General features: G+C 43.2%; 22 protein-coding genes. 10 read left to right on the forward strand and 12 right to left on the reverse strand.

Annotated elements, in window-relative coordinates:
* Nucleotides 1–65 precede the first annotated feature (65 nt).
* Nucleotides 66–2801: a putative bifunctional diguanylate cyclase/phosphodiesterase gene (locus F9Y84_RS12285; RefSeq protein WP_244297229.1), complete on the reverse strand. Its 2736-nt coding sequence runs from the start codon at nucleotides 2799–2801 to the stop codon at nucleotides 66–68.
* A 78-nt stretch (nucleotides 2802–2879) separates the two neighbouring features.
* Between F9Y84_RS12285 and F9Y84_RS12290 the strand changes: the two genes are divergently transcribed.
* Nucleotides 2880–3860, forward strand: a complete 981-nt coding sequence (locus tag F9Y84_RS12290) for an extracellular solute-binding protein (RefSeq protein ID WP_247652034.1) — start codon at nucleotides 2880–2882, stop codon at nucleotides 3858–3860.
* Here the strand turns inward: F9Y84_RS12290 and F9Y84_RS12295 are convergent.
* Both F9Y84_RS12295 and F9Y84_RS12300 read right to left on the reverse strand, forming a co-directional pair.
* Nucleotides 3837–4496 carry a hypothetical protein gene (locus F9Y84_RS12295; protein WP_147389249.1) on the reverse strand — a complete coding sequence of 220 codons (660 nt, stop codon included), beginning with the start codon at nucleotides 4494–4496 and terminating at the stop codon, nucleotides 3837–3839. The two genes, F9Y84_RS12290 and F9Y84_RS12295, sit on opposite strands and share 24 nt — an antisense overlap.
* A gap of 80 nt (nucleotides 4497–4576) precedes the next feature.
* Nucleotides 4577–4846 (reverse strand): hypothetical protein, encoded by a 270-nt coding sequence (locus F9Y84_RS12300; protein ID WP_125251538.1) that lies wholly within the window; start codon nucleotides 4844–4846, stop codon nucleotides 4577–4579.
* Nucleotides 4847–5045: 199 nt separating this feature from the next.
* Between F9Y84_RS12300 and F9Y84_RS12305 the strand changes: the two genes are divergently transcribed.
* The gene (locus tag F9Y84_RS12305; protein ID WP_125251537.1) at nucleotides 5046–5417 is read left to right on the forward strand and encodes an RNA-binding S4 domain-containing protein; all 372 of its coding nucleotides are present in this window, start codon (nucleotides 5046–5048) and stop codon (nucleotides 5415–5417) included.
* 198 nt (nucleotides 5418–5615) lie between these two features.
* On the forward strand, nucleotides 5616–8354 hold the full coding sequence (gene acnA, locus F9Y84_RS12310; RefSeq protein WP_147389250.1) for an aconitate hydratase AcnA: 2739 nt from the start codon (nucleotides 5616–5618) through the stop codon (nucleotides 8352–8354).
* 199 nt (nucleotides 8355–8553) lie between these two features.
* Here acnA and F9Y84_RS12315 read toward each other — a convergent pair whose 3' ends face one another.
* Complete coding sequence (locus tag F9Y84_RS12315; RefSeq protein ID WP_125251535.1) at nucleotides 8554–9315, reverse strand: hypothetical protein; 762 nt, start codon at nucleotides 9313–9315, stop codon at nucleotides 8554–8556.
* Nucleotides 9316–9410: 95 nt separating this feature from the next.
* Between F9Y84_RS12315 and F9Y84_RS12320 the strand changes: the two genes are divergently transcribed.
* The 3 genes from F9Y84_RS12320 to F9Y84_RS12330 all read left to right on the forward strand — a co-directional run bounded on the left by F9Y84_RS12320 (nucleotide 9411) and on the right by F9Y84_RS12330 (nucleotide 11401).
* Entirely contained in the window at nucleotides 9411–9848 is a 438-nt protein-coding gene (locus tag F9Y84_RS12320; RefSeq protein WP_125251534.1) for a PaaI family thioesterase, read from the forward strand.
* A gap of 78 nt (nucleotides 9849–9926) precedes the next feature.
* Nucleotides 9927–10049 (forward strand): hypothetical protein, encoded by a 123-nt coding sequence (locus F9Y84_RS22420; protein WP_263972638.1) that lies wholly within the window; start codon nucleotides 9927–9929, stop codon nucleotides 10047–10049.
* Nucleotides 10050–10315: 266 nt separating this feature from the next.
* On the forward strand, nucleotides 10316–11401 hold the full coding sequence (locus F9Y84_RS12330) for an NAD(P)/FAD-dependent oxidoreductase (protein ID WP_147389251.1): 1086 nt from the start codon (nucleotides 10316–10318) through the stop codon (nucleotides 11399–11401).
* Nucleotides 11402–11406: 5 nt separating this feature from the next.
* On the opposite strand, the gene F9Y84_RS12335 is transcribed toward F9Y84_RS12330, so the two are convergent.
* The 5 genes from F9Y84_RS12335 to F9Y84_RS12355 form a co-directional block, all read right to left on the reverse strand.
* Nucleotides 11407–11943: a DUF4124 domain-containing protein gene (locus F9Y84_RS12335; protein WP_147389252.1), complete on the reverse strand. Its 537-nt coding sequence runs from the start codon at nucleotides 11941–11943 to the stop codon at nucleotides 11407–11409.
* A 4-nt stretch (nucleotides 11944–11947) separates the two neighbouring features.
* On the reverse strand, nucleotides 11948–12715 hold the full coding sequence (locus F9Y84_RS12340; RefSeq protein ID WP_211091627.1) for a substrate-binding periplasmic protein: 768 nt from the start codon (nucleotides 12713–12715) through the stop codon (nucleotides 11948–11950).
* Nucleotides 12716–13094: 379 nt separating this feature from the next.
* Nucleotides 13095–13835 carry a phosphoadenylyl-sulfate reductase gene (locus F9Y84_RS12345; protein ID WP_128730613.1) on the reverse strand — a complete coding sequence of 247 codons (741 nt, stop codon included), beginning with the start codon at nucleotides 13833–13835 and terminating at the stop codon, nucleotides 13095–13097.
* Between the two features lie 38 nt (nucleotides 13836–13873).
* Entirely contained in the window at nucleotides 13874–15595 is a 1722-nt protein-coding gene (cysI, locus tag F9Y84_RS12350; RefSeq protein WP_147389253.1) for an assimilatory sulfite reductase (NADPH) hemoprotein subunit, read from the reverse strand.
* A gap of 44 nt (nucleotides 15596–15639) precedes the next feature.
* A complete protein-coding gene (locus F9Y84_RS12355) occupies nucleotides 15640–17454 on the reverse strand; it encodes an assimilatory sulfite reductase (NADPH) flavoprotein subunit (RefSeq protein WP_147389260.1) in 1815 nt (604 codons plus the stop codon).
* 297 nt (nucleotides 17455–17751) lie between these two features.
* On the opposite strand from F9Y84_RS12355, the gene F9Y84_RS12360 reads away from it, so the two are divergent.
* A complete protein-coding gene (locus F9Y84_RS12360; RefSeq protein WP_147389254.1) occupies nucleotides 17752–19362 on the forward strand; it encodes an endonuclease in 1611 nt (536 codons plus the stop codon).
* A gap of 94 nt (nucleotides 19363–19456) precedes the next feature.
* Here the strand turns inward: F9Y84_RS12360 and F9Y84_RS12365 are convergent, their stop codons facing one another.
* Nucleotides 19457–20623 (reverse strand): DUF3103 family protein, encoded by a 1167-nt coding sequence (locus F9Y84_RS12365; protein ID WP_147389255.1) that lies wholly within the window; start codon nucleotides 20621–20623, stop codon nucleotides 19457–19459.
* 118 nt (nucleotides 20624–20741) lie between these two features.
* A complete protein-coding gene (locus F9Y84_RS12370; RefSeq protein ID WP_125251527.1) occupies nucleotides 20742–21122 on the reverse strand; it encodes a hypothetical protein in 381 nt (126 codons plus the stop codon).
* A gap of 178 nt (nucleotides 21123–21300) precedes the next feature.
* On the opposite strand from F9Y84_RS12370, the gene F9Y84_RS12375 reads away from it, so the two are divergent.
* From F9Y84_RS12375 to F9Y84_RS12385, 3 genes are all read left to right on the forward strand, one after another.
* On the forward strand, nucleotides 21301–22005 hold the full coding sequence (locus F9Y84_RS12375) for a hypothetical protein (protein ID WP_128730610.1): 705 nt from the start codon (nucleotides 21301–21303) through the stop codon (nucleotides 22003–22005).
* 90 nt (nucleotides 22006–22095) lie between these two features.
* The gene (locus F9Y84_RS12380; RefSeq protein ID WP_147389256.1) at nucleotides 22096–22716 is read left to right on the forward strand and encodes an endonuclease; all 621 of its coding nucleotides are present in this window, start codon (nucleotides 22096–22098) and stop codon (nucleotides 22714–22716) included.
* Nucleotides 22717–22779: 63 nt separating this feature from the next.
* Complete coding sequence (locus F9Y84_RS12385; protein WP_147389257.1) at nucleotides 22780–24384, forward strand: S41 family peptidase; 1605 nt, start codon at nucleotides 22780–22782, stop codon at nucleotides 24382–24384.
* A gap of 216 nt (nucleotides 24385–24600) precedes the next feature.
* Here F9Y84_RS12385 and F9Y84_RS12390 read toward each other — a convergent pair whose 3' ends face one another.
* Entirely contained in the window at nucleotides 24601–25482 is an 882-nt protein-coding gene (locus F9Y84_RS12390) for a LysR family transcriptional regulator (RefSeq protein ID WP_128730608.1), read from the reverse strand.
* Nucleotides 25483–25562 lie beyond the last annotated feature (80 nt).

Consider the following 25562-nt stretch of genomic DNA (forward strand, 5'->3'; position numbering starts at 1 on the left):
GGAGCAGGTTAAAACCTCGACTTAAGTTTAGGTCAATACTTAATATAAACTTTTTACCATCAACATCATGCAAACAACTGATGTATTTTTGAGTCTGATAAAAGTAGGTGCTTTGCGCGCTCTACTGATAAAGGTTTTGACATTAAATACCCCTGACTTTGCTGACAATAAAGCCGAGACATCACAGCTAATTGCGCCGCCGTTTCTATCCCTTCTGCTGTTACGACAAGATTGAAGCTCTTAGCAATAGCGCAAATTGCCTCAATAAGCTGCTCGGCTTTGTCATCATACTCAATCCCTGCGATAAATGATCTATCGATTTTTACTCCGTCAATTGGCAGATGATTGAGCCTAGCCAGACTGCTGTAACCAGTACCAAAGTCATCAATATAGATCCCAAATCCTGCGTCATGTAAGCGTTTTAATGGCTCAACTAGCATATTCTCCTCTGCCATCATCGCAGATTCGGTTAGCTCTAGCTTAATTTGTGATACAGAGATCGACGCGACTTCACACTGTTCTATCAGCCAATCCACAAATTGCTGAGAATGTAGCTGTAACGGAGACACATTGACAGCAACAAACATACTGTCATCCCCCACATCATGAATGAAACTCAGCGCTTGTTCAAAAACCCACTGACCAAGCATGGTAATTTTTCCACACTGCTCAGCGATGGGAATAAACTCAGCTGGGCTTACATCACCGAGCAAAGGATTGTGCCATCGTAACAATGCTTCAAACCCCTTCAAGCATTTACCTTGCTGACAATACACAGGCTGCAGATTTAACGTCAGCTCTTGAACAGGGTTCATCACGTTCAATGCCTGCTCCAATTGAATCTTTCGTCCCGCCTCGTTAGCAATCGCGTTAGTAAAAATATGATACGTATTTTTGCCGCGCTTTTTGGCTTCATACATCGAAATATCAGCATCATGCAGTAACTTTTCAGCATCACAGCTGATGCAAGGTGTTGTGAAATGCCTTACTCCTATACTGCCACTTACACTATGCGCTTGATCTTTTAGTGAAAAGGGTGCACGGATCTGTACTAAAACATCTTCTAATACCCCTTCTATCGGCTGCGGTAGTTGCTTATCCTCAATGAGGACGGCAAACTCATCGCCTCCAAGTCGTGCAATCTCAGCGTAACCACTTAGCAACCCCCGCATGCGCGAAGCAAACTCGGCTAATAACTTATCGCCAGCTTGATGTCCTAACATGTCATTTATCAATTTAAACCTATCTAAATCAATGTATAACAGTGTATATTTTGCGCTCTGTTTTTCGCGCACTTTATCAACTAAAGAAATAAAACTTTGTCGGTTAAGGAGATCGGTGAGGCTATCATGTTGTGCTTTATACCTCAGCTGCTCTTGAAGTAATTTTCCTTGAGTAATGTCTGTTACTCGGCCTTCATACAAACATGAATCAGGGAGGTGCAACCAGTTGCCTGAGTGCCTAAGCCAAATATGCTCACCACACTCAGACGTTGCCAGCCACTCCATTTCTTGGTGCGCGTGCTTATTCGTTACAATGCCTTGCCATAGATCTTTGCACTCATAATCTTGCATGAGTGTCGCAAAACTGGTTTCAGGCTTAGGCGGATTGCCCGCAAACAAAAGCTGATTGAATGCTGGGTTTGAGTCTACTATGTTGCCATCTTGATTTAAAACGAATAGCCCTTCATGACTATTGATAAACAGGCTTTTATACTTTCGTTCAGCCGCTACCTGTTGCTGCAGTGCCCCTAGTCGTTTATTTGACTCGCTTTGTAACCTTTGATTGGTAATTTCCAATCGTTTGGTTCTCTCAACCACGAGATTATTTACTGTTTTGTTGCGATTCTTTAGCTGTTGCAGCTGCAACCAAACCAAAAGAATACACACAGTGATAACGGATAAGAAAAGCACAATTAAGATTTTATGATTATTTAACCAGCTGGGATGCAAAAGAGACTCATCAAACAACTGCATGGTAATGGGCATACCATAGAAGTTGATGGTTCGCTCAGCACTTGGTGTGAATTCATCCAAAGCAAATTGCTGTTGCCAATCGGAACTATAAATAGCCTCCCCCTTGGAGGCAACCACGAGATGCTGTTTGCGTTGTTGGTAGAGTTGACCAAATAATGATTCCAGCAAAATAGGTAATTCAAAGCTTAACCCAAGTATTACGTTAAACTCGTCCCCTTTAGCTTGCTGTATTAAGAGGCTGAGCTTCTTTTGATTTGGCCACACAAAAGTAGATAGTGCATTTTGATTTTGTTGAGTAAATATATCTTCTGTCAAAAGCTCAGCCTGCCCCACTGTTTGACCAACTTCTGAGACTGGTGCAGCTTTAGTCACCACCAACCAGCGGCCAGATTCACTTACCTCGTTATGACGGATTTTAAAGTCAAAATAACCACGATTTCGCTGTGCGGTTTCAAGTGCAGAGAACTGTCCGGGCTCAACCAATACATATGTTTCCATACTTAACCCTAAATTGGTTGTAGCTAGCTGAGACTGAGCAATTTCATAAAAATCAGCACTTTGATGTCGGTTTAAATAAGCATCTATTGAATAAAGCAAATGAGCCACATGTTGCAATTTACCATTAAGTAAATACTCAAGCCTTGATAACTCCTGCTCTTGTTTATGATCTAGCTGCTCTTGGTAGTAAATATTGACAATCACGCCTACGTAGAGCAAAGACGTAAACAAAAACAATAAACCAAACATTGGCAAGCATCGCCGTATGGTACGCAAGGCTTTAACATCTTTGATATTACTAATTTGCGGTCGTTTAAATCTGGACATATTTACTAAACATTGTATGCTACTGCCATTCGATAATAATTCTTATTTACAATGAATAAAAGTAAACTTTTCCTTTTTTTGCTTTTTTGGGTACATTTTGATCAAGCCATCGCGCTGCAATCATCACAGCCACAAGTTAACGTTTATTCATTTCGAAAATACAAGCTTATCCAACCTGTTATTCACGCTTTTGAGCAAGAGACGGGCATAAGTGTCAATCTCGTCAATGGCAAGTCACAGCAGCTCCTCTCACGCTTAAGAACTGATGGAATTAACTCGCAAGCAGACGTACTACTGACTTCTGATCTGATCCAATTGCATGACTATAAAGATCTACTACGCCCATTAGATGAGATTGGAAGTTGGCACATCATTAATCCTGCGTTTAAAGATGATGATAAACGCTGGGTCAGCGTTTCGATGCGAACTCGCGCCATATTTAGAAGAAAAGCTTCAAATACACCGTTACCACAGGTTTATTCTGATCTGAATAAGCCACAATTTAAAGGGAAGTTTTGTATTCGTCAGTGGTCTCATAGTTATAACCTCGCTCTGGCATCAATACTCTATACTTCTTCATACTCTGGTGATTACATGTGGCTAGAACAAGCCAATACATTGCTAGCAAAACGCCCAGTTGGCGGTGATAGAGATCAACTTAGAGCACTTGCTCTTGGGCAATGTGAACTGGCGTTTGCTAATCATTATTACTGGCTAATGATGCACCACTCTGACAATAAAAGAGACAAGATACTGGCAGAGCAACTCGAGATCCACCATATAAAAATGCACTCGGGTAAAACTCCAGTTTCCACAACCACAGCAGCAATTTCACGACATGCGCCTAATGCCAAGGCAGCCATGCAGTTTGTGGAGTTTTTATTAAAACCAAGTACCCAGTCTATGTATGCTGAGTTACTTCACGAATATCCTGTCCTTGGCAGCGCACAATACAACCGTGTGCCGTTTCATCCAGCTATTGAACAAATCAAACAAGGTCTAAAGCAAGTCAAACGAGCACAGGCGGTGATTAAATCAATTAGCGAAAATCACCTGTAAGTCACAATTAAATATTGGTACAGGTCGTTTGGCTAATTGTATTCTGGTAAATGTCTTAGCCGGCTTTGGACCCTGTAGGGTTTGTACACTGTGCTCACGCTCTGAATATACTTGTTGATAGGGGTATTTGTTATCATTTTCACGCCACGTCAAGGTAAGATGACCACCTTCATAACGCCAGCGACCTTGGTAGTGGCTCCCAACCTGCTCCCAGCTCCCCCTTTGGTTGAGCTGCAATTGCAGCGCATCGTCACATTGATGAGAAAATAATAGGTTTGGAAGTAACTGCACGGCTCTATTTTTAACCAAGTACAGCCCAGCATTCCCAGGAGTATAGCGATGCCCTTCCATGTTAAATTCAGAAGTGGTGAGCGATTCAAAACCAACCGCTTTTACAGCCGCCTCAACTTCTCCAAGCCATCTCTCACCCGATGTCATCGGCGCAATATTCAAACGTGCACTATCATACTTTTCAGGAACAGGCAGTGAAGTAAAGCGAAAATTAACCTCTCGCTGCGCTAACTCACGCATCAGATTTTGTCTTGTGGTGTCGTCTAGCCCTGATTCAAAAATGTGTAAAGTTTGGGTACTACAACCGCTCAGCAAGCAAGCGGCTACTAAATAAATATATCTCATATTCATCCTTGAGCACGATAACTTGAGGCTGAATTATATTATCCACTTACCTTCAAGTTTGGTGCTATTTTTGCTCCAAGTTAACACCTAGATAGCCAAGTTTCAACTGCAGATTTTGGATAAAGAATATCTTTGAAAAGATGGTGCTGTTGATGATGTAAATGTTGCTCTTGACTCGGTAACCCTGCTTGGATTTGACTGTGATGCTCATTAAAACGTGAGATGACTGAGAGCTTGTCTTTGGCTTGAGTAAGCGACTCATTGACATAGTGACGTACATCATCCGCGGTCATTAGATCTGTCTTATCGACCTGCATAAGCTCTTTTCTCAATGCTGTGCGAATCCCCATCGTTGCCTCCATTAACATACTGATAAAAACAAATCGCGTGGACGACCTGCAAAATACACACCAAATACTTCAGTAATGTTAAAGACACAGGTTTTAGCAAAAAAGTTTCGTCATTAATCGTAGTAATTTTATATACTGTCGTATAAGGCAATAAGACACTCGCTGTGTTAGGTAAATACGGCATGTTGAGGTTATAAAAATGCAAGATGGGTTTATTGAAATTGAGCTCGAAGAAGAGCCGATAGAGTTGTGCAACCTTTTGAAAGTGCTCGACTTAGCAGAAACTGGAGGACATGCAAAGTTATTGATCACTGAAGGTTATGTAGCAGTCAACGATGAAATATGTACGCAAAAACGTAAAAAGATTTACTCGGGCGATATTCTGCATTTTGATGGCGATGAATTTCATTTAACGTTAGCACCAGACGCGACACCACAGCCTAGAGCAGTTGCAACACCAAAACCATCAACTGCCACGCCGACTGCCAGTAAGAAAAAACGACAAAAGTCGGGAAAATCTTACACACAAGTGGACAAAAATACAGGCCGTAAGCCCATTTCTTTTGGTTAACTCGTATCGCTTTGACAGCAAACCACAACTCTTTTCTCACCGCTGTAGTGCACTAATGCCCCGCTAGAGTGCACTCATCTCTTGAAAAATTCCCTTTTCAACACTAGGACTATAGATGTACAAAAATGCAGCAGGTTTGCAATTGGTACATTCTATGCAAATTTCTTTGCATGATTAGAATAAGGAAAAGGGTCAAGCATGAACAATTCATATAATACCCTGACTCAGCTTACCGTCGGCGAGCGTCAGGTGCACATTCACTCACTACCAGCGTTGAACGATAGGGCAAAGAGACTGCCATTTTCTCTGAAAATCTTACTCGAAAACCTACTACGCCATGAAGATGGTAAAAATGTTACTGCCAAGGACATCGATGCGCTACTTAACTGGAAGCCTGAAGAAAAACCAAGCAAAGAAGTGGCTTTTACCCCAGCCCGCGTCGTAATGCAAGACTTCACCGGCGTGCCCGCAATCGTCGACCTTGCAGCAATGCGTGATGCGATGGCAAAGCTAGGTGGTGACCCAAATAAAATCAATCCCCTGTCTCCTGCTGAAATGGTCATAGATCACTCAGTGCAAGTAGACGAATACGGTCATGATGGCGCATTTGATTTAAATGCAAAACTTGAGTATCAACGCAATAAAGAAAGGTATGAATTCCTGCGTTGGGGGCAAGGCGCATTCGACAACCTAAAGGTTGTGCCACCAGCAACGGGTATCGTGCATCAGGTAAATTTAGAGTATTTGGCACGAGTCGTGTTTGAAAAAGATATCAATGGCATGCCCTTCGCCTACCCCGACACACTTGTCGGTACAGACTCACATACAACCATGATCAACGGCCTTGGCATATTAGGCTGGGGCGTAGGAGGGATTGAGGCTGAAGCCGCAATGCTTGGTCAACCTATTTCCTTACTCATCCCTCAAGTGGTTGGCTTTAAATTGGAAGGTCAATTACCTGAAGGAACAACCGCAACCGACTTAGTTCTAACAGTAACGCAGATGTTACGTGAGCACGGCGTTGTGGGTAAGTTTGTTGAGTTCTTTGGTGATGGCTTAGCTGACCTGCCACTAGCTGACAGAGCCACGATTGCTAATATGGCGCCTGAGTATGGTGCCACATGTGGGATCTTTCCTATTGATGATGAAACCCTTGAATACCTTCGCCTCACCAACCGTGACGAAGAGAAGATAGCGCTGATTGAAGGTTACGCAAAACATCAAGGCATGTGGCGCGAGCCCGGTGATGAGCCACTTTACACCGACGTTTTAACACTAGACTTAGCGACTGTCGTTCCAAGTCTTGCAGGTCCAAAGCGCCCACAAGATAGAATCCCTCTCAATGACGCAGGTAAAATTATCCAAGCCCATTTAGGAGAATTTCAACATGAGCGCAGTGAAAAAAATGCCGTGTCGGATCAAGATGAAGCTCGCACCGTTAGTGAAGGTGGGACTTCTCGGGTTGACCAAAACGAACCGGCAACCCTTGGTGTTGGTAAGGTTAAATTTAAAAAACAAGAGTTTGAATTAGTCGACGGTGCCTGCGTTATTGCGGCTATCACAAGCTGCACAAACACCTCAAACCCAAGTGTCATACTTGCTGCTGGCCTTGTTGCAAAAAAAGCCAAAGCACTTGGATTAAAGCCCAAGCCTTGGGTGAAAACGTCATTAGCTCCAGGCTCAAAAGTAGTCACTGATTATCTAAAACAAGCTGACCTTTTAGCGCCACTTGCGGAACTCGGTTTTGATTTAGTCGGCTACGGCTGTACAACTTGTATCGGTAACTCCGGCCCATTACCAAAAGAAATTAACGACGCCATCGTTAAACATCAGCTGGTCGTCAGCTCAATTCTATCTGGAAATCGTAACTTCGAAGGGCGGATCCACCAAGATGTAAAAATGAACTTCCTCGCATCGCCGCCACTTGTCGTGGCCTATGCAATCGCAGGGCGAACTGATATTGACGTCTACAATGAAGCATTGTGCCAAACTGATGACGGACGGGATGTATTCTTAAAAGACATTTGGCCATCGGTCTCTGAAGTCAGTGAACTAGTTTCTCAAACTGTGACCCAAGCCATGTTTGCTGAAAACTATGCCAATGTTTATCAAGGGGATAAACATTGGCAAGAGATCGCTGTTAATCAAAGCGAACGCTATCACTGGCAAGATAGCTCTACTTATATTCGTAAAGCACCCTTTTTTGATGATATGAGCAAAGAGCCACCAGGGATCCCAAGCATCAAAGGCGCAAGGTGCCTTGCTAAACTCGCAGATTCAGTTACTACCGATCACATCTCTCCTGCCGGGAACATTAAAGCGTCAGCTCCCGCTGGGGAATATTTACAATCACAAGGTGTGAAGCAAGCGGATTTTAACTCTTATGGCTCACGCCGTGGTAATCATGAGGTAATGATGCGTGGTACCTTTGCGAATGTGCGCTTACGCAATCAGCTAGCCCCGGGTACCGAAGGAGGGATCACTAGGTTATTACCTGATGGCGCTCTTATGAGTATATTTGATGCAGCTGAACAGTACCGACAACGTAATACACCATTGGTGATCTTAGCCGGTAGTGAATATGGTACAGGCTCATCGAGAGATTGGGCCGCTAAGGGTTCATTACTCCTTGGCATAAAAGCGGTTCTGGCAAAAAGTTATGAGCGTATCCATCGTTCTAATCTTATTGGTATGGGTGTGTTGCCTTTGCAGTTCAAACCAGACGAAGGTCATGAAGAGCTTAGTTTAAGTGGTGAGGAGGAATTTGAAATAGAAGGGATCTACGACACCGCAACTGAAGTCATCGTTACCGCCAAAAATGCCAAAGGTGAGGAAAAACAGTTTTCAGCAGACATTCGCATAGATACCCCAAAAGAGTGGGAATACTATCAACATGGTGGGATATTACAGTATGTGCTGAGACAAATGCTCAATTAATCTAACAGCATTAAAAGAGCATAGCACTTCAGCTGAAATCAGCGCTATGCTCTACTTTGATACCGAGCTTCAGCGAAGCTCGTTTTCTGTTGTCACCGCTGTTATACCAGTGCAAACTTGAATAACATGAACTGTGAATAATTCAGGGTTTTCGAGCGTTAAAGAGTAAGCGCACCTTACCCAAACTTCAGGTTAAGTATCAAAACCGTCCCGTATAAATAAGTGTAACAGTGTTAAGGTCGGCATCGTTTAGATCCGACCCTAAACCAAATCGAACCGCTGAATGAGCATTAAACCAGTACTCTGTTTGCAGCTCAACGATTGACTCATTAAACTCTTCTTCTTGTAGCCTCGCAGACACCGCAACTTGCCAGCTTTTGTTGAAATAATAACCAGCTTGTACTTGCCAAAAGTCCGTATCTGCTGCCACTTTTTGCATCTTCACATCCCACCCAACACCATCCTCAATCTCGGTATACCTAAAAAAGGGCGCAAGTGCTGTTTCAGTACTATGATCATCTACACCAAAGCCATCAAACTCTGAACGTTGACCGATAAATGTTAAGCCTAGCTGCATATTTCGACTGACGAAACGACCCACCTGTAACAATGCAATGGTATCTTTGGTGGACACAGAAAATGCCTCATCATCACTAAATTGAGTGACATCTACCGCCACCCGCCAGTGCCGCCCAATAAACAGCTCAGCATCAGCTTGGTACAATTGCCAATCATCATTTGTGAATCCCCCGATGGAAAAGTTATCACTTTTCTGTAAATAGCCCTGCAAGCTATAAGGTGTGCTATTGTTTTTCAAAGTTGTCAGATAATGCTTATACTGAACACCTAAGAATCCATCCTCAATTTCCAAAAACTCACCGAAACCGATACTTACTTCGTGTGAATTGGCTGCACTCATACCGGAATAAAGTAACAACCCAAGTATTGGTAGTACTCTCATGTTTTCCCCTTTACGTTAATGCAAAGATTGTAACGATGAGAAAAAATCGCCATAGTAAAAAAATGTAAGCATATGTATAAGAAAAGGAGACAAACATGTCCATTTGGTTTTCCCCAATTAGCCTTGAGTTGTGTAAATCACTAGATGAGGGAGCGACGGGTAAAGGTACATTAATGAAAACTTTGGGTATCGAGATTAGCGAAATTGGCGATGATTATCTTGTAGCGACTATGCCTGCGACCCCTCAGCATCACAACCCTATGGGAATTGTACATGGTGGTGCAAATGTGGTGTTAGCGGAAACCGTCGCAAGTTATGCGGCAAACTTTGTCGTAGATACCGAACGATTTTACTGTGTCGGTCAGGAGATTAATGCAAATCACTTAAAAGCCTCGCGAAACGGTATACTACGAGCTGTTGCTAAACCTATCCACCTAGGAAAACGCTCTTCAGTGTGGGAAGTACGCATTACTAATAGTAAAAATGAACTATGTTGTATCTCACGAATGACAGCAGCAGTGGTATCACGTTAAAGCTTGATCTACCACAATTCATAACGATGCAATTCACCTCATGATTATTGCACCAACAAGCATGGTGAGGTGAATATAATGTCAGCTTCCAAACTCTGGCCTTTACACCTACTTATCGTATCAGGGCTTGCGCTCATTGTGATAGGTCATACTATACTGACGACTCAATGGCTGCATGAGTTGGGGCCAAGGGGCTTGTAGTAGGTGCCAGCTGTATTGCTCTTGGCCTTACTTGCTCGCTACCCACCAAAATCTATCTTACTATTTTACTCATGCGCCGCGAGTATAAGGGGTGATATGTTCTGAGCTTAATTTCAGAAGTCTGTTAGTTAACTACAATAATGTCTAAGTGCAATGGAGTATTGAGTTATAACATGTGGTGCTTAATACCTAGTTGCTCAGTATTACTTGATATTAGAGTGTGATTACTGCACCCTAAACCAAGAGTTTGAGATAGGCGTTAAACAGTGGATAAAGTTGATACTATCATTATTGGCGCGGGCGTTGTCGGCCTTGCTATTGCAGCAAAACTTAGCCATAACCGTAGTGTGCTTGTCATCGACAAGGAAACTCATGTTGGCGAACATACCAGTAGCCGTAACAGTGAAGTAATCCATGCAGGAATTTACTACTCTTTAGATAGCCTCAAGCAGCTGTTATGTGTTAGGGGTAAAGCGCTTCTTTATGAACGTTGTAAACAACTTAATATCCCTTACAAGCAACTCGGTAAGTTTATCGTCGCGACCGACGAAAGTGAGGCGCAGCAACTCGACGCAATCAAGCAGACAGCGTATAACAACACCGTCACGGATCTGAGCTTCGTTTCGCCTCAAACCATTAGCCAACAATTAAGCCATTTAAGCATTCACAGTGCGTTGTTTTCTCCTACCACTGGTATTGTGGATAGTCATCAGTTGATGCTGTCTTTGATTGCCGAAATTGAAGCCAACGGTGGTATTGTTGCAACCCAAACAGCATTCATGGATGTTCAGAAGCTGGCCGAAGGCTTTGTCATAGCGATGCGCTGTAAGGACGAGCATTATGAGCTGTGTTGTAGTCAACTCATTAACAGCGCAGGGCTGTCAGCGCCTGATATACTGAACAAAATAACTGGTAATAACCCCCAAGTGGACGCTTATTATTGTCGTGGTCGCTATTACCGCTATCAAGGGAAACACCCATTCCAACACTTAGTTTATCCTATTCCAAATAGACATGGCCTTGGGGTACATGCCACATTAGATTTGGCTGGACAGTTAAAGTTTGGGCCTGACACTGAGTATATAGACAACATAGATTATCGCTTTGACGACTCGCACAAGGCACAGTTTATAAAAGCGATAGCTCAATACTGGCCACAACTCGACCCCTCTAGACTGACACCAGACTATACCGGGATCAGGCCAAAGCTCAGCCGCCACCAACAAAGTGATTTTGTGATTCAGTTCGAGGCAACACACGGTATCGCTAACTTTGTCAATTTGATGGGGATTGAATCCCCAGGCCTAACTGCAAGCTTAGCGATTGCTGAGTATGTTGAGCAGCACTTATAGACTGTTTAGCGGTTTTCCTTTAGCGCCTCATCTATTTTTTTTGCTCTCTCGTCCATTAACTTTTGTACGTCTTGGGTGTCCTTCATTAACTGCTGCACCGCAGCAGGGTTTAACGCTGTCGGTACTACTTTTGAAGAGGAGTTATTGGGCTCTTGTTCAGCCTTGGCGGCAAGAATACTTGTATCTTCAGCTGCTATAACTGTAATTTTACTCTCGTCTATTTGATATGCTTGAGAATGACCATGCGGGTTTGGCTTATCGGAATAATGCCACTGTCCCTTTGCATCCTGCCAGCGATATACTTGTGTATGCGAACTCGACGCTGGCTTACTGTCACCTAACAAGTCGTTTGTATGTGATTTGACTTGATCCATTGCATCTATTCCTTGGCGCTTCAACTCATTTGCATTGTGTTCTACCGACTGGGTTATCGACTGCACACTTAACCAAGGCTTTCCATCTGGTCGTTTGAGCACAAATAAACAGGCCACTGCGACTAGCATGACCATAATCATCAAATAACTCGCGGCTTTCATTTTCATCTCTTCATTGTCCTTTGAGCCCATACTTTAGCAGTATCTTTTTAAATTGTTCAGTCTTTTTAAAGTCAGTTAGAAAATGATTAAAATCATTGCAAAGCGTTTTTGCTTTTTGACTGTATCCAAATTGTAATTGCAATGGTGCAACATCAGATATACCTTGAATTACTAGCTTCTCATCAAAATGGGCGTGTTGTAGCTGGTACCAACGTAGGGTAGGTTTGCCAATAATAGTAAAAGCGATTGCCTTATGCCCCCCACCGGCGAGCACAGATAAAACATCATGCTCAGAGTAATAATCTTTCCTCTGTAACTGGTCATGTTCTAAATACGGCTCCAACTGAGGGTAGGTATAGCCAAAACGCCCAAGAAACAAATGCGATTTTACGTCCGTCATATCAAACTGTTCGGCTTGTTTATGTGTCACGATCACATCTTCAATAACATAAAGGGGCTCACTCCAGCACATTGGAGTTATACCTCGATACCACAGCTCTGATTCCATTCTAACATCAACTGTTCCCTTTTCGATTTCAACTGATGAGCGCCTTTCGGGGTACAGTAGATAGTTGATTTTATATCGATACTGCGCTGCGAAGAGTTTAAACACATCAATAATAAGCCCTTGCTCAGCGCCATGCTCAATAATAAAAGGAGGGTAATATTGAATGGCAAAATTAATATGCTCCTCACTACTAGCAACACGCCCCGATACAACAGCTAGCAAAGTGCAAAGACATGTACAGAAATAACCCACTTTTACAAACGAGATCAAAGCCACCTCCTCGACTTTGATTAAGCAATAGTCTAAGTATGACTGATAGCCACCAATTTCCAAGTTAATGCCTTTGATAATTCGGCTCAGTTATATGAGGCATACACACAAAAATAGACGAATAGGCGTCTTTGGGTAACATTGTTTTTCAAAATTGACTGGATACTCAGATGAACATAACAAGGAGGGTATTCATGAAGTACACACCGCGTTGCTTGGTGATACTCAAACTGTAGAGCGCGCTTGTACCGCTCTATCCTCGCCCACAGCAGCCAATTAAGGTATAAGGTAGATTGACCTGCATGGGCGAGGCGGCGCCTTTTATGCAACAATGCTCACGATATGGTAGCCCGAGGTTGAAACGTTGGCGTAGTTGGCATTAAATACCATCACCATCAATATGTAACCCACATTCACGATTCAAACCGAAGAAGCGTGTTTCTTCCTCTGTCATGCCGGGCTCAAGCTTACGAGTAGTATGTACATCCCCCATTGATACATAGCCCTGCTCCCACAGTGGATGATAAGGCAGATCAAATTTGGTGAGGTATTGGTATACATCTCGATTATGCCAATCAATGATAGGATAGAATTTAACAGTTCCTCGACTTAACTCAACAATCGGTTTGTCAGCGCGTGTCGCAGACTGTTGTCGGCGCAGGCCACTAAACCATGTACCTGCATTAAGCTCACGCAATGCTTGAGTCATGGGCTCCACTTTATTTAGGGTATTATACTGCTTAATCCCCTCTTCACCTTGCTCCCAAAGCTTGCCGTATACTGCTTCTTGCCAAGCTGGACTTTGTTTAGCGCGGTATATTTTAAGATTAAGTGCCAAGCGCTCTGTTAACGATTCAATAAATTGATACGTTTCCGGAAACAAGTAGCCCGTATCGGTCAGTACCACTGGAATATCTGGTTGTTGTTGAGTCAGAAGGTGTAGCATCACCGCTGCTTGAATACCGAAACTAGAAGACAAAAAGTGAGTATCCGGTAAATTTTCCAGTGCCCAAGCGACTCTTTGCTCGGCTGTTTTATCACTCAATAAGGCATTAGCATCAGCAAGTAACATTTGCTGGGTTGCACCATCAAGAGTTAATATTTGTTTAAAATTACTCATTTTCTCATCCAATGGGCAGCTTAGCTGCCCGTTTTAAGTCAAGCGTGGAAATCAGTTTTTGATACTTTGACTTCCGCAACAATTTCTTTGCGGATAACATAATCACCAAAACACTCGCCTTCTTTACGCTCTTTAACCCACTGCCCAATCAGCTCATCAAGAGCGGGAAGAAATACCTCTTCACCGACATTTTCCAAGTACAGTTTAGGAATACGAGTACCCGCGCGGTTACCGCCTAAATACATATTGTATTTACCAAGTCCTTTACCAACGAACCCAACTTCAGCGAGCATCGCTCGGCCACAGCCATTAGGACAACCAACGACACGAAGAATAATATTCTCCTCAGCCACCCCGTGCTTAGCGAGCAAATCTTCGACTTGTGTTACAAGCCCTGGTAAATAGCGTTCTGCTTCTGCCATTGCCAATGGACATGTTGGTAGTGACACACATGCCATGGAGTTTTTGCGCTGCTCTGAATGCTTACTATCAATCAAACCATGCTCGCGGGCGATTTGCTCGATTTGCGCTTTATCTTCAGCCGCAACACCAGCAATAATAAGATTTTGATTTGCAGTCATGCGGAAATCACCTTTATGGATCTCTGCAATTTTGCGACAACCAGTTTTTAGAGGTTTATCTGGGAAATCTAAAATACGGCCATTTTCGATAAACACCGTTAAGTGATGCTTACCATCGATACCTTCAACCCAACCAAAACGGTCACCACGATGCGTAAATTCATAGGGGCGGCTTGGTTCAAATTTCATACCGGCACGATTTTCAACTTCCGCCTTAAACACCTCAGTGCCAAATGTATCTAGCGTATATTTGGTTTTTGCGTTTTTACGGTTTACTCGGTTACCCCAGTCACGCTGCACAGAGACCACATGCTCAGCAACAGCAAGCGTGTGCTCAAGCGGGATAAAACCGAGGTCATCTGCTTTACGTGGATAGGTATTCACATCACCATGGGTCATCGCCAAACCACCGCCCACAAGCACATTGAAGCCAACTAGTTTGCCGTCATCAGCAATAGCAACAAAGTTGAGGTCATTCGCATGTACGTCTACTTCGTTATTTGGTGGAATGGTTACCGTAGTTTTGAACTTACGCGGTAGATAAGTATCACCTAAAATCGGTTCAGCTGTTGTTTCCGTTTTTTCACCGTTCAACCAGATCTCGGCATATGCTTTGGTTTTTGGTAATAAGTGCTCAGAAATCTTGGCCGCCCACTCATAAGCTTCTTGATGTAACCCAGACTCAACAGGGTTTGTGGTACACAACACGTTACGGTTTACATCACCAGCCGTCGCAATAGAGTCGATCCCGACGCTATTTAGCAATTGGTGCATACCTTTGATGTTTGGCTTCAATACACCGTGGAATTGGAAAGTTTGGCGCGTTGTTAGACGAATACTACCGTACATGGTTTTATCCGCTGCAAACTCATCAATTGCCAACCACTGGTGTGGTTTAATGATGCCGCCAGGCATACGAGCACGAAGCATCACGTTATGCAATGGCTCAAGGCGTTGCTTAGTACGCTCAGGACGGATATCGCGGTCGTCTTGCTGATACATACCGTGGAAGCGGATAAGTTGAAAATTATCCGCTGTAAAGCCACCGGTTAGCTGATCGGTCAGATCCGTTGAAATTGTGCCTCGCAAGTGGGCACTTTGTGACTTCAAACGCTCGTTATCAGAAAACTTTGCGCTTGCATCGAGCTTACTATTCGGTTTGATTTCAGAATTGCTCATTGTCTTTCCTACATTAAAATTGGCTGACGGTATAACAAGACGTGTTAGTAAACGTCTTTCTGATAACGGTTTGCGCTGCGCAATGCTTTTAGATATTGCTCAGCTTGTTCATCATCTTTCCCTCCATGGGTTTTAATGATGTCGATAAGTGCTTGATGTACATCCTTAGCCATTCTAGTGGCATCGCCACAAACGTAAAAATGGGCACCCTTTTCAAGCCAAGCAAACACAGCTTCGCCTTTCTCTCTCAACCTATCTTGCACGTAAATCTTTTCTGCCTGATCACGGCTAAACGCTAAATCTACATGGGTCAATAGACCCGACTTTACGTATTTTTGAATTTCTACTTGATATAGGAAATCTTCAGTGAAGTGTGGATTGCCAAAAAACAGCCAGTTTTCACCTTCAGCGTCTCGTGCTTCACGCTCTTGTAGGAAGGCTCTGAACGGCGCGATACCAGTACCTGGCCCTACCATAATCACAGGTGTTGTATTGTCACTCGGCAACCTAAAGTTATCATTATGCTCACTGAATACTTTAACTTTAGCCCCTTCTTCAGCACGATTCGCTAAGTAGCCTGAGCAGCCGCCGAAGTGTTTTTCACCAAAAGCATCAAACTCCACTAAGCCAACGGTGAGGTGTACTTCCTCTTCAACTTCCGCTTGACTTGACGCGATGGAATACAAACGCGCTTGCAATTTACGACAGCAATCAACCAACGCTTGCGCCTCAATGTTCGCAGGGTTTTGTTTAATCACATCAAAGATCTGTCGCTCTTCAATATAGGCACGTAATGCCGCTTTATCGTTTGCAAGTGCGCTTAGTTCCTCATTCCCAGTCGCTATCGCATATTTTTCAACAAAGCCTGGATATGACTGTGTTAGCTCAAGATGCTCAATTAAGGCTGTTTCTACTGAAACAGTTAGGTCACCCACCTTGACAGTTTGCGCTTTATCAAGGTTAAGTACCTCAAGAATAGCAGCCACTTCTTGTGGATCATTTAAGAAGTACACGCCAAGAGAGTCTCCTGGTTGATAAGTAATATCAGAGCCTTCAAGTGAAATCTCGATATGACGAACATCTTTACTGGAATTTCTCCCGGTTATTTTTTGAACCACATTTAGCTCTGCGGCAAACGGATTTTGTTTGGTATATTGACTGGCGACAGGCTCTGGCATGCCAAAGGGCATGCTGATGACATTACCACCTCCGGTTTGCTGCGCTTTGAGCTCTGGCTCAAATACGTCTAATGCTTGTGTTATCCACTCTTGCGCTTGCGCTTCATAGTCTACATCTAAGTCAATACGGGGGACGGCAATCTCAGCACCTAACGCGCCTAGTCGTGCTTCAAAATCTTTTGCTGTCTGGCAGAAAAATTCATAACTGGTATCTCCAAGACCGATAACAGCTTGTTTCACGCCAGCAAGTTTAGGGGCTTTTTTACTCACCAAAAATTCATGTAATGCTTCAGCATCTTCAGGCGGTTCACCATCACCATAAGTTGAAACAGCAATCACCAAAAACTTTTCTTTTTTTAGGTTAGCTGGTTTGTAATCTGCCATATTAACGAGCTTGGTCGTCAACCCCCGCGCTTCAGCTTGGGTCTTGATAAGCGTTGCGACACCTTTTGCGTTGCCAGTTTGTGAACCATATAAAATAGTTAATGGTGCAGAGTCACCAACACTCGCAGTTGCTTGACCAGCTACACCTGATAAAGCAGCTGAATTGGCTGTGGCTGCCAAGTAGCCACTCACCCATGCCTGCTGGATTGGATTTAGCTCCCCAACTAAGCCTTGTAATTTTTGCAGTTGTTCATTTGTCAGCGGACTTGCTGCAGCACTAAGTTGACTTAACAACATCATGGATCCCCGTACCCAAAAGGTTTGCTTGCTCATTGCATCATTGGCTCGCTCACAGCGGAGCCTGCTTTTATAAGCCTGAAGCATACGTGGCAAAAGATAAGATCAAAAAGAATAGAATCTGCTTTTATATTCCTTTTAGTTATTGAAGATGAAAAAGTCCAAATAAAATAACTTAAAAGAAGTGCAATATTTAGCCTTTAAAAGTATTAACATTGCCGTAACAGAGTTGATGTAAAATCAACCTGTCAAATAGACAAATCAATAATATAGATAATGATAATAATGAGAGTAAAAATGAAACACGGGAAATATAAACACCTGCTCATCGGGTCGTGCTGTTCACTATTGAGCCTAAACGCCACTGCACAAGTGCAAAATGGCAGCTTTGAAAGTTGGAGTGGACAGGCTCCAAGTGGATGGACGACGATTGATTCTGGAATAACGCTATCTTCAGTCACAAGCCCTGTAAAAGATGGCAACTATGCTGCCGCAATTCAGGTTAATACTGCAACTCAAAGTAGTACAGACTTGCAACAACAAGTTAATGTTGAAGCAGGAAAAAGCTATCAATTTAGCGCATGGGTTTATCATACTGAGGGTGGTGTCAAAGCAAGGTTAGTGGTGGATGGCTATCATGGTTACTCAGACCAGTTCAATGTCGGACAATGGCAGCAGATTAATCACACCTATACAGCAACCGCAACGACTACTATCAATGTTGGTTTACGCTTTTATGATGGAAGTGGCTTTGATGGCAGTGAAACCGTTTATGTTGACGGCTTTGCACCAAGTAATGTGACGCCAGAACCACCGACAAGTTGTCAAAGCAACAGCTTAAATCTTGCTTTGATCACTGATAACTATGCCAGTGAAACCAGTTGGAAAATTACCAATACCGCAGGTAGTACAATCGCAAGTGGCGGTAATTATAGCAACAACCAATCCGTTAACGAGGGAATTTGCCTTGCCGATGGTAATTACACCTTCACTATTTTAGATAGCTACGGTGATGGCATTTGTTGTAGCAATGGTAGTGGGCAATATACTTTAACACATGGCTCTAAAACGATTGCATCTGGGGGACAGTTTACCAGCCGTCAAGATCATAGCTTTAGCCTTGGTAGCACGTTACCACCACCAACGGGAGATGGATACTACGCCACTACCGCGGGGCTAAGCGGTTATGCACTTAAAACGGAACTGCACCGTATCATCCGAAATCATCAATCTCAGGGCTACTCGGCAATTTGGGGCTTCATAGATCAAAGTGAACGAGATAACTACTTTGAAAAAGATAATAGTATTCTTGATAGGTACTCTGAAAAACCATCGGTAAGTGACAGCATCACTTATGTTTCAACCGGTTCACAGTGTGGCACCTACCGTGTAGAAGGAGACTGCTATAACCGTGAGCACTCTTTCCCTAAATCTTGGTTTGGCGGAAAAGTAGAGCCGATGAATTCAGACATCCATCATATTTTCGCCTCTGATGGTTATGTTAATTCAAAACGGAGTAACTTCCCTTTTGGTGAAGTCGGCAGTGCCTCTTACACCTCAAGTAATGGTAGTCGCGTAGGTTCTGCTACAGGTATTAACTATAGTGGTACTGTATTTGAGCCTATCGATGCTTTTAAAGGAGACTTTGCCCGTGTCTATTTTTATATGGCAACACGCTATCAAGATGTTATCGCTAACTGGCAAAATAACACCAGCTATAGTGATGCTGTATTAAACGGTAGTCAGGATCAGGTATTCGAGACTTGGGTTGTTAATATGCTAAAGAGATGGCATAACGAAGACCCTGTTGATGCGCTTGAACAAGCTCGTAACCAAGCCGCTTATGAATTCCAAGGGAATCGTAATCCTTTTGTAGATCACCCTGAATTTGTTGAAGCCATTTGGTAATGTAAAAGTCTAAAATTAGTCTTTACAACCTAGTCCTCCTTACGAGGAGGACTAGCCTGCACATCTTATCAAAAGTTGTTGTAATAGAATTCCACTAACGCGGATTTATCGTCAATGGCTCTAAGGTTATCTTGGCGTTGCCGCTTGCCCCCATATGATTGCTATAACGCTGACCTTCAAATAAGGTGTAGTACACATCCACGTAATCATCGTCATTAGTAAACCAGTGACTTGGCATGGCCTTTATCAATTGGTTGGTTAGCTGTGGGATCAGCGCATATCCTTGAACGTTTGGATCAGGGATCGCACGCATCACTTGTGTCACAATATCTAAGAAAGTTGTCGCCAATTCTTGATAATTTGTGTTGTCATCCTGTTCCATCAGTAACAAATCAGCCGCTTGCCAACGATATCTTTCCCAATGAATGATAATTTGATTTGGTGTGTAGTCTCTACCGTCATGATCTAGATATGGCATATCAACAATATCAAGTACAGGCTCGTCGCGCGAAGGGTTAACACCTGTCACAATACCATATACTTCTGCTGCGCCAGACACCCAAGGCTCTTGGTCATTATTCAACCTAATCTTTTTTAGCACACTGGTAGAAATCGGCGCAGCTTCGTCATTAGCCTGCATTTCAGCCGATGGCATCATCATTCCTTGCTTTGCAAATACTCGCTTCATGACCTCAAGCCCTTCAGCTTTGGTTTTCTTTGCGTCAAGCTCCACGATAAGCACTGGCCGCTCAGGCATCTTGTGTGCATCCAGTAAATGCAATTGTCCATGTTGATCGAATGCTTCGACATATTGCCACGACTTATCATCGCCCTTGGGTGCAAATGCGATTAGAGGCACTTCACCTTGCTGCCATTTTGTAAGCATTTGGCTTGAGGCAATACGTAGTTGATAAAGGTTAGATGTGTTATCAGTTAACCCTTTCAACGCACGAGTGTATTGACTAGCCTCTGTCATTAACTTTGCAGCCGCCCCACCAACTTGTAATTGTTCTAATGAGATAGTGTCTTGGTATTCACTAAGCTGGGTCTGTACTTGAGTATTAATTTGATGCAACGATAGTGCTAAATTTTTTGCTATCTGTTTCTTTATATCTGCCACCTGAACAGGTGCTGCGTTAAAAACATCAAGCCCTTGAAGTGAGCTGTAAGCATTTGGCGTCTGTGCAGTAGCTACGCTTGAAAAAGTTACACTACCAAGCATGGCAAGTGTTAGGGTAGAAAGTGTTACATGTTGTTTCATCTTGCGTTCCTAGAAATAATCCGTCTTAGTGAACAAACAAGATAAAACAACAGGAATAATTTATCAACAAGTTAACAACGTTAACATATAAAACAATTTATTCTAAGTTTTAGAGTTTTTATTCTTCAATTGGGTAGAGCGTTATTTCTATTCCAGCACCAATTGCAGAAATTCTGAGCAACGTATCAACATGCAGTGCTTGAGAAAAGCACTTTGGAGACTTGCCAGAACTAAAACCAATATCAAAGGTGCGTTTTGTGCAACTAAGCCATTGCTTTAATGCGACCTTGGAGCAGGACTCAATCAGCTCACACAGCTGGTTAATCGCCTTATCAGGTGTTAGTTCGGTAGTGTTCGCTTCAATTCTAGCCAACTGACGATAATCATCTTGATCATAATGCAACACGATAGCGTTTTTCTTCAAATCTGAAACTAACGTGCTGATATCTTGCTTAGACTCTAGTTCCAAATCGACATTTAAAAATTGAATTTCAGACATGTGTTAAAAGCTACCTTGTAAAACTAAATGTTATAATGGCTTAATAACCTGAGATTTTGTAAAAGTAAGCAATTACCTAATCTACACTTAGGTTATCCAGAATGCGACAATGTGACGCATTCTACACTGCGTATGTTATCGTTATCATATTCACGAATAACTAGAATAACATATTGTGATGATTAAAAAACTGCTAAAGCCTGCCCGTAAACTCCATAAATATCTTGGTTACTTACTCTTCCTCCAGATTTTTGCTTGGCTGCTTGGGGGCTTAGTGATGAGTGCTATTCCTCTAGAAAAAGTGCATGGCAAACATCTTGCTTTGCGCAAACTCGATAATCCGTTTTCCTCTGCTGACTATCGTGCTGACATCAATAAATTAGTACAGCAGTCAACGAAGTTGGAGCATATCCAGTTTAGTCACTTTCTTGGTTTACCTATCATCAAACTAAATCATGACGAGACACAAGTATTTAATGGCATAACTGGCGCCCCTCTGGCAGCACCTAGTAAAATGCAAATAATTCAGCAAGCTGATAAACATGTATTAATCACTGCACAGGTGATTAGCGCGACACACCTTGCCCAAGGGCCTAGAGAAATAGGTTATAGAAAAAACGTATGGAAAGTTGAGTATGGTGATGCGCTCAATACCACACTTTATCTGAGCGCAAGCAATGGAGAAGTCATTACAGTGCGTAGCAGCCTTTGGCGTATTTTCGATTTTTTCTGGATGTTACACATTATGGATTACGACGAACGTGAGGACTTTAATAACCCATTACTTGTCTCATTTGCAGCAACAAGCGTCTTATTCTGCATAACCGGTTTATTGCTATTACTACAGTCTCCTCCTTGGCGTAAACGCCGACGGTATACATAATACGGCGTGTACCGCCCTATTTCGTTGTTAGTATTGATGAGTTTTTTGATATAGTGATATTCCCTGTATTCCACCCTAAGGTGAGAGGTTATGTCACGCTTTTTCTACATTATAGTGCTCTACTTCTTTGCACTAACCGCCAGTGCGCAAGATTTCAGCTCTTTCTCACAAGCTAAGAAATATCTTTCAAAACAGGTCACTGAAGATAGCCGCACCTTATATTGTAACTGTGGTATCACCAAGCGGGGTAAAAAGCTGGTACCCGACACCACAAGCTGTGGGTATACCGCTAGGTTGCCTTATACAAGAAACGGCAAAGAAAATGCTCGAGCAAATCGCATTGAATGGGAGCATATAGTCTCGGCATGGGAGTTTGGTCATCAACTGCAATGTTGGCAACAGGGAGGTAGAAAACACTGTCGAAAAGTGAGTGAAAAGTTTAGAAAAATGGAAGCTGACATTCACAACCTTGCCCCTGCTATCGGCGAAATAAATGGTGATAGATCTAATTACCGTTTTTCTATGCTCCCTAATACCGAAGCAAATTATGGCGCTTGCCCTGTTAAAATCGACTTTAAACTACGTCGTATCGAGCCGCCTTACTATGCAAGAAAACGCATTGCTGACGCCTATTTTTATATGGAAAAAACCTATGGTTTGAAAATATCGACTCAACAACGAAAGTTATTCACAGCTTGGCAGAAACAGTGATTGCTAGATGAGCAAAGCGATGCTAGCTTTTAGTTATACAACTAAAACAGGAACGTAAATACGATGCAACGTATTACTCTAGTTTTCGCATCAACAGTGATAAGCCTAGTATTAGCAGCATGCGGAGGCGGTGGTAGCGACTCCTTAGGCACTGACAACCCTGGCAATAATACTGGGCAAACCGAGCCGCCAATTTGGACATTTAACCAATTTTCACCTTCGAGCCAGTTCCTTAATTACTGTGCAACGCCACGCACTGGCACCGACCAATTCAACAACAACCAACCTTATCCCGATAAGGTTGGTACCGCTATGCACGAAAAGATGTGGCTCCGGTCTTTTACCAACGAAACTTACTTATGGTATGACGAGGTCATTGACAACGACCCTGCACAATTTGACACGGTTACTGATTACTTTGATCAACTGAAAACGAACCAGAAAACTCCTTCAGGTAACGATAAAGATCAATTTCATTTTTATGAGTCTTACGACAGCTTCCAAAAGCAAGCGCAAGCTGGGTTCACAACTGGCTATGGTATTCGCTGGGCAGTAATCTCTACTTTACCGCCACGCAACTTTACCGTTGCAGCGGTGGAGCCAAACTCTCCCGCCGCTGCCGCAGGCATTCAACGAGGCGATAAAGTACTATCCATTGATGGAGTCGACTTTATCTCCAGCTCTGACAGTGCCACACTCAATGTAGGGCTGTCTCCTGCTCAAAGTGAACAGCATGAGTTCGTATTTGAAGACCAAGCAGGTAACCAAAAATCGGTTACTTTGACCTCTGTAGATTTCAAAACATCCCCCATTCAAAATGCTCAAATTATTAACTACGCGGGTAAGCAAGTAGGGTATGTGCAATTTAATCAGTTTATTCCAACCGCTCAAGATGGTCTAATCGAGGCGTTCAACCTATTCAAAACAAGACAGATCGATGACCTAATACTAGACATGCGTTACAACGGCGGGGGTCGTGTAATTATGGCGGCTCAGCTAGGTTATATGATTGCTGGGAATAATAGCCTAAACAAAACGTTTACCTTTAGTACCTTGAACGACAAGCGCACCGCAGAAGAAGAACGTACAGAGTTCGAGTCCAGAGTAATTAACTGGGCTGAAAACACCTTTACATCGACCAATTTACCTACAGTTTCCCTCCCTAGAGTGTATATCCTCTCAAGCCGAGGCACAGCATCTGCAAGCGAGAATGTGATCAACGGATTACGTGGTATTGATGTTGAGGTGCTTCTCATTGGCACCACTACGAGAGGTAAACCATACGGATTTGTACCAGCACAAAATTGCGGCACAGTTTACTACACAATTCAGTTTGGCTCAGAAAATGCCAAAGGCTTTGATGACTATGCTGACGGCTTTACACCCTCAGGAGCGTCCAGTAATGGTGAGATAGGTTTGTCGTCACAAGTACCAGGTTGTATTGTGGCTGATGACTTCTCAGAGTCACTCGGCAGTCAAAATGAAGATTTGCTCGCCGCTGCACTCTCTCATATAGATACTGGTAAATGTCCTGAGACTATCCAATCAGCTCCGAGGCTTGCACCTACGCAATATGGACAAGGAGATAGATCAGGTAATGCAGTGACGCTGCCACATTACCCTCTACGCGATAACGCAATCTTACTGAAGCCAAAGGAGTCACAGTGATCCGCATATTGTATTAATTGCGCTACTGTCTACAGGAAGTGCGAGCGAGCATATACTTACTTGCGCTTCCTGCTCAGCAAGCATAAAAAGCCAAACTAGCTGGGGTCTGTTGACCTTTCCTGTTTGATTTTTTTACCCTGAATATGGTTTGGTCGCGGCGCTCGGCTTACCGCCTAATAATCCAAGCAAAAAAGAAAAGCGTGCGCTAAAGAGCTGTCAGTTGTTAAAGTGGCGCTTTAACACCTCACATAACGCTTGTACTTTTGCTGTGCGATGTACTAACACATGGGTGACTAACCATACCTGACTACACCACCTTAGCTCCTCTTTTAGTATCGGCAGTAAATCAGGGTAGCGTCTCGCAACATTGTGCTGAACACCGCCAATACCAAGACCATTCACAATTGCTCGTGTAGCATCTGAAGTTTCTGATACTCTGAAGGTGACTTGAGACTCTGCAATATGCTCATCGACCCAAGCAAAATAAGGGACTCTAGCATTAAACCCACTCACCCCCGAGACGAAATTATGCTCCCGTAGTGCGTCTACTGTCGTCGGTATTCCCATACGCTTAATGTAATCGGAGGACGCGTACAATCCAGCTTCTAAAGTAGTCAATTGTTGCACCACGTAATCTGGTTCATCCGGCTTAGGTCCGGCTCTTACTGCAACATGTGCTTGACCGTGATCTAACCGCAAACGCTTTTGATCAAGCAACACTTCTAGTTGTACTTGGGGATGCTGCTGCTGAAAAGTAAGACAAGGCTCTGACAATATATCCATAAAACCACTGACTGTCGTCACTAATAGCTTACCTCTTAGCTGACTATCTGATGCAACGATTGAGGTACTCAATTCCATCAAACGCTCGTCGATAATCGTCGCCGTTGCTAACAGCTTTTCCCCCGTTTGTGTTACTTGATAGCCACGAGCATGGCGGTGAAACAAACGCGTACCTAACTCTTTTTCTAAGTTATTAATACGCCTAAGTACTGTACTGTGATGTATGTGCAGATACTCAGCTGCTGCAGACAGCGTGCCGAGCTTCGCTACTGTGTAAGCGACTTTGAGATCTTGCCAATCTGTGAATTTATCCATAACCACCTCTGTGCATATATGCACACAAGCTTTGCGTTTATTCAGCTTTTATGCAAGTGAAATTTTGCTACTATAAATTC

The organism is Pseudoalteromonas peptidolytica (assembly GCF_012641745.1).
Taxonomy (GTDB): domain Bacteria; phylum Pseudomonadota; class Gammaproteobacteria; order Enterobacterales; family Alteromonadaceae; genus Pseudoalteromonas; species Pseudoalteromonas peptidolytica.

What these genes read in the sequence shown, in the direction of transcription:
- F9Y84_RS12390 (WP_128730608.1), bottom strand. Translation starts at nt 25,482, where the DNA reads ATGGATAAATTCACAGATTGGCAAGATCTCAAAGTCGCTTACACAGTA.
- cysI (WP_147389253.1), bottom strand. Translation starts at nt 15,595, where the DNA reads ATGAGCAATTCTGAAATCAAACCGAATAGTAAGCTCGATGCAAGCGCA.
- F9Y84_RS22420 (WP_263972638.1), top strand. Translation starts at nt 9,927, where the DNA reads ATGTCAGCTTCCAAACTCTGGCCTTTACACCTACTTATCGTATCAGGG.
- F9Y84_RS12335 (WP_147389252.1), bottom strand. Translation starts at nt 11,943, where the DNA reads ATGAAAATGAAAGCCGCGAGTTATTTGATGATTATGGTCATGCTAGTC.
- F9Y84_RS12385 (WP_147389257.1), top strand. Translation starts at nt 22,780, where the DNA reads ATGCAACGTATTACTCTAGTTTTCGCATCAACAGTGATAAGCCTAGTA.
- F9Y84_RS12380 (WP_147389256.1), top strand. Translation starts at nt 22,096, where the DNA reads ATGTCACGCTTTTTCTACATTATAGTGCTCTACTTCTTTGCACTAACC.
- F9Y84_RS12285 (WP_244297229.1), bottom strand. Translation starts at nt 2,801, where the DNA reads ATGTCCAGATTTAAACGACCGCAAATTAGTAATATCAAAGATGTTAAA.
- F9Y84_RS12345 (WP_128730613.1), bottom strand. Translation starts at nt 13,835, where the DNA reads ATGAGTAATTTTAAACAAATATTAACTCTTGATGGTGCAACCCAGCAA.
- F9Y84_RS12295 (WP_147389249.1), bottom strand. Translation starts at nt 4,496, where the DNA reads ATGAGATATATTTATTTAGTAGCCGCTTGCTTGCTGAGCGGTTGTAGT.
- F9Y84_RS12355 (WP_147389260.1), bottom strand. Translation starts at nt 17,454, where the DNA reads ATGTTGTTAAGTCAACTTAGTGCTGCAGCAAGTCCGCTGACAAATGAA.
- F9Y84_RS12365 (WP_147389255.1), bottom strand. Translation starts at nt 20,623, where the DNA reads ATGAAACAACATGTAACACTTTCTACCCTAACACTTGCCATGCTTGGT.
- F9Y84_RS12370 (WP_125251527.1), bottom strand. Translation starts at nt 21,122, where the DNA reads ATGTCTGAAATTCAATTTTTAAATGTCGATTTGGAACTAGAGTCTAAG.
- F9Y84_RS12360 (WP_147389254.1), top strand. Translation starts at nt 17,752, where the DNA reads ATGAAACACGGGAAATATAAACACCTGCTCATCGGGTCGTGCTGTTCA.
- F9Y84_RS12315 (WP_125251535.1), bottom strand. Translation starts at nt 9,315, where the DNA reads ATGAGAGTACTACCAATACTTGGGTTGTTACTTTATTCCGGTATGAGT.
- F9Y84_RS12375 (WP_128730610.1), top strand. Translation starts at nt 21,301, where the DNA reads ATGATTAAAAAACTGCTAAAGCCTGCCCGTAAACTCCATAAATATCTT.
- acnA (WP_147389250.1), top strand. Translation starts at nt 5,616, where the DNA reads ATGAACAATTCATATAATACCCTGACTCAGCTTACCGTCGGCGAGCGT.
- F9Y84_RS12300 (WP_125251538.1), bottom strand. Translation starts at nt 4,846, where the DNA reads ATGGGGATTCGCACAGCATTGAGAAAAGAGCTTATGCAGGTCGATAAG.
- F9Y84_RS12320 (WP_125251534.1), top strand. Translation starts at nt 9,411, where the DNA reads ATGTCCATTTGGTTTTCCCCAATTAGCCTTGAGTTGTGTAAATCACTA.
- F9Y84_RS12305 (WP_125251537.1), top strand. Translation starts at nt 5,046, where the DNA reads ATGCAAGATGGGTTTATTGAAATTGAGCTCGAAGAAGAGCCGATAGAG.